The organism is Bacteroidales bacterium, from assembly GCA_018334875.1.
GTDB lineage: Bacteria > Bacteroidota > Bacteroidia > Bacteroidales > UBA12077 > JAGXLC01.
Map to the genome: position 1 here is coordinate 2,823 of JAGXLC010000238.1, position 3,570 is coordinate 6,392.

The 3,570-nt window shown below is 40.3% G+C and carries 3 protein-coding genes; 1 reads left to right on the top strand and 2 read right to left on the bottom strand.

Annotation, left to right across the window (positions count from 1 at the left end; genetic code table 11):
• Positions 1-4 precede the first annotated feature (4 nt).
• The gene (locus KGY70_15235) at positions 5-940 is read right to left on the bottom strand and encodes a hypothetical protein (protein ID MBS3776548.1); all 936 of its coding nucleotides are present in this window, start codon (positions 938-940) and stop codon (positions 5-7) included.
• Positions 941-1,530: 590 nt separating this feature from the next.
• Positions 1,531-2,301: a trypsin-like serine protease gene (locus tag KGY70_15240; protein MBS3776549.1), complete on the bottom strand. Its 771-nt coding sequence runs from the start codon at positions 2,299-2,301 to the stop codon at positions 1,531-1,533.
• A gap of 481 nt (positions 2,302-2,782) precedes the next feature.
• On the opposite strand from KGY70_15240, the gene KGY70_15245 reads away from it, so the two are divergent.
• Positions 2,783-3,570: M48 family metallopeptidase (locus KGY70_15245; protein MBS3776550.1), on the top strand; the 788-nt coding region annotated here is incomplete at its 3' end.

A 3,570-nucleotide genomic window follows, 5' to 3' on the forward strand; every position in this document is an offset into this window, starting at 1 on the left:
TTTTTTATTCTTCAAGCTGTTCATATAAAGCTTTACTTAAGTCTGTCGCACAGTATCTTGCCCATAAAAGCATGGTCCATTCTCTTTTTTGCCAATCAAGATCAAGACGTTGAACAGCCACAATAAAATCGCTGTAAGTAATTATCGTAAAGCTATCCGGGTTGGATAACATATTTTGTAATTCTTTGGCTGTCTTAATTGCGCTTTCGTCTTGTTGGTAGCAAAACAGCCCGGTTTTTACAAAATCATACTTTTTGTTTTGTATTAATGCATCTGCTATGAGCTGATTGCGAAAAAGCTGATTGTATTTGTTAACTTTCAACTCCTCATACCTGGCGGCAAAGGAGCGTGATTTTTTAAAGATCTCACGATAAGCCGGCTTGTCATATTCAGTTGTTGAAAAGGTATCCGTATATTTGCATTCAAGACCGATAAGACCTGTTTTGTCTCCACTTTTTACATCAAAAGCAATGTCAAAAGCGGAGTTATCATCTGTGAAACGCTCCTCCGGAGCATATTCAAAAACAACCCTCTTCAGTTTTGTCAGTTCAGGCCACCAATTTTGAAGCACTGTCAGACCGAAATCTGTATCCATCATTAACTCCCCAAAAAAGTTAAAGCAAAGCGGCTGGCTTGACAGTAGGTTGTTATAAAGTCTGTCTTGTTCCATTAAACCAGAATCCAGCTCCTGCCTTTCTGCAATTGTTTTCTCAGCCGCACGGACAGTATTGGCAGTGAGAAAATTCTTCTTGCTATTCATTCCGCCAGAGATGGTACTGCATACATTATTTTTTTTGTCTTTGGGATGCTCGCCCGGTTTTTCATTCAAAACATTCATTCTCCACCAGCCCTGATGAATTCTTGTCCTTAGCTTTAAGCCTGTTTCGTTTGGGATTGTTCCAAAACGTTCCTTTAGCTGCTGTTTTTCTTTTTGTTCCAATTTATCCTGATTTAATAATTACTTCTTTATTTCGGCCGGTACAATTTTCTGTTTTAAAATACCAGTCGGTTCATCTTTTTCTCTCATAAAAGTAGCCATCCAGAATAGAAACACAAAATATTTGACAAAAAATTGCTGACTGCCAAATGGGAAATTTTCAACGGAATATTGAGTGGTTTGGTTTCACGAAGGTTTCGGCTTCGTACCATGAATAATCTATCGCGCGCTCTGACGAGGCGCCGGCAGAGCCCGGATAACCTGATGCTATCGCTATTGGCCTTCTGACGAAGGCAACCCGTTTGGCAGGTTATTGGGGCCATACGGGAAAAACTTCAAGATTTCTAATGGTATATAAGACATTTACTAAAATGTTTATATAAGTTCTATTTCTTCCAGATCGGTCAGATATGTTGTTTGGATAATCTACTATTGTCAGTTTCTCCATGGTTCCGGTAATTTAGAAATCATGCTCATTTACCATAGCACATTATTATTTCAAAATCAATTTTTTCTGCCCCCTTTGAATGGCCGTGTAGCCTCGATCGTTCAATACCGGGTATGCACAAACTGCCAATGCCATATTTCTAAAACTATTTAGTCCCGGGCATCTTATAATCAACCTGATGGCTGTCGAACAAGTGCTTCAGGTATTGAATGCTTCCGATCACTGTAAGTTTCCCTTCTGCGCCCGAAGTAATTCCGACGAGGTATCCGTTTTTATCGATCACCGGGGAACCACTCCTGCCATCGGGTTTTACATTTTTTGTCAGTGATTTGGCATAATAATAATTGCCGAGCGACCGAAAACATTGAAATGTTGTTTTTACAGGATGTGTATTATCTTCTTGCAATGCCCCCCAGCCAAGGGCATAAACAACCTCACCTTTTTCAAGAGGGGTATACCTGATCTTTAAGGGATATAAATTCTCTGGTTTTCCCTGTAAATCAAATATAATCCAATCCCTGTTCTTCAAGGTATTAAACTGTCCAACGGGTTCTTCTTTGTTTTCATTAATAAGCATTTTAATCTGAACAAATCTTTCGGGATTGTTTTTGGGATACAATTTCCAGTGATCAAAATTTTCTCCCAGAGAGATGAACCTTAGTCCTTCATGGTTGCGGAATACCATAAATATATGCTTGCAACTGGCTCCTAACGTGTCTGCTCCCGTATCTATTAAGAAGGCGTTAGCCAGATTGGTGAAGGTGGTATCATCAAAACCGATCTCATTGGTTAGTGCGAAACTTGGCCATTGATTTAATGGCTTATCAACCCAGGGTTCTTTTTTGATCTCCGCGCCCTGTTTACAGCCAATCACCGTCAGGGCAATGAAAAGCATAAGAATTCCAATGTGTTTCATAATTATTTGTTTGGATTTATAATCATTTTGAACCCGAGGATACAGCGGAAGAAGATACAACTACAGCCCCGATTACCGCGGCCTGCATTTCCTTTATCACCTTACCTACCCCCTGGGATATGGCATCGGATTGTATCCATTCTTTTAACTTGATCTTGAAAATCTTTCTGCTGTATTTTCTGTCATGAGCTTCAGGTTATATGGTGATTTAATGAAATGGTATCTCATCCAACGACCCGATAAAAATATTAAAAATGCTATAAAATGGCAAGGTTTTTTATTTGACGAACAGCATATAAGATTCAACAGTATCATTCGTTATAACCTTACTCAACATAAAGAGTCAACAGTTTGTTAAGTTTTATGTCTGGAAAAAAATCAAAAGCGAATAAAACTGTTTATTTTTGTCCTTATGGCAGGGGCATTTGGTTTCTAATCATATAAAAATGCAATTTTATAATAACTTTTTAATCAACAACCCATGAACAAACTAAAGTACATCAATCTGATACTGATTTTCGTCATTATTTCCTGTGGAACCGTACCTTTTTCAGGAAGAAAACAATTCACGGCAATACCTTCGGCCCAGATGATATCCCTGGCGGAAGATAATTATGCACAGGTTTTGCGGGAAAATGAGCCTTCCGGGAATCAACAATACAACGATCAGGTAAAAAGGGTAGGTGAGCGAATCACTTCGGCAGTAGAGGAATATTTCAGGAACCAGGGACGGCAGCAACTATTAAAGAACTACAAATGGGAATTCAATGTGCTTGAATCGGAAGAAAAGAATGCCTGGTGCATGCCCGGCGGAAAAATTGCCTTCTACGAAGGCATTATGCCTATATGCAAGGATGATAATGGAGTAGCCGTTGTGATGGCTCATGAAATAGCCCACGCGGTTGCCAGGCATGGCAACGAGCGAATGTCGCAGCAACTGACGGTACAATTGGGCGGTATGGTATTATCAGAAGCGCTTAAGGAAGAAGAAGAAAAAACAAGACAACTGGCAATGGCTGCATTTGGCGTAGGCTCGCAGTTAGGAATTCTTCTTCCGTATAGCAGAACGCATGAGAGAGAAGCAGATGAACTGGGTTTGTATTTTATGGCGATGGCCAATTATGATCCGAGGGGTGCACCGGAGTTCTGGAAAAGAATGCAGGCCGAAGGAGGGTCGGGGCCACCGGAGTTCCTTTCTACCCACCCGAACCCCGAGAATAGAATACAGAACATGGAAGAGCACATGCAAGAGGCTTTACAATATTATGA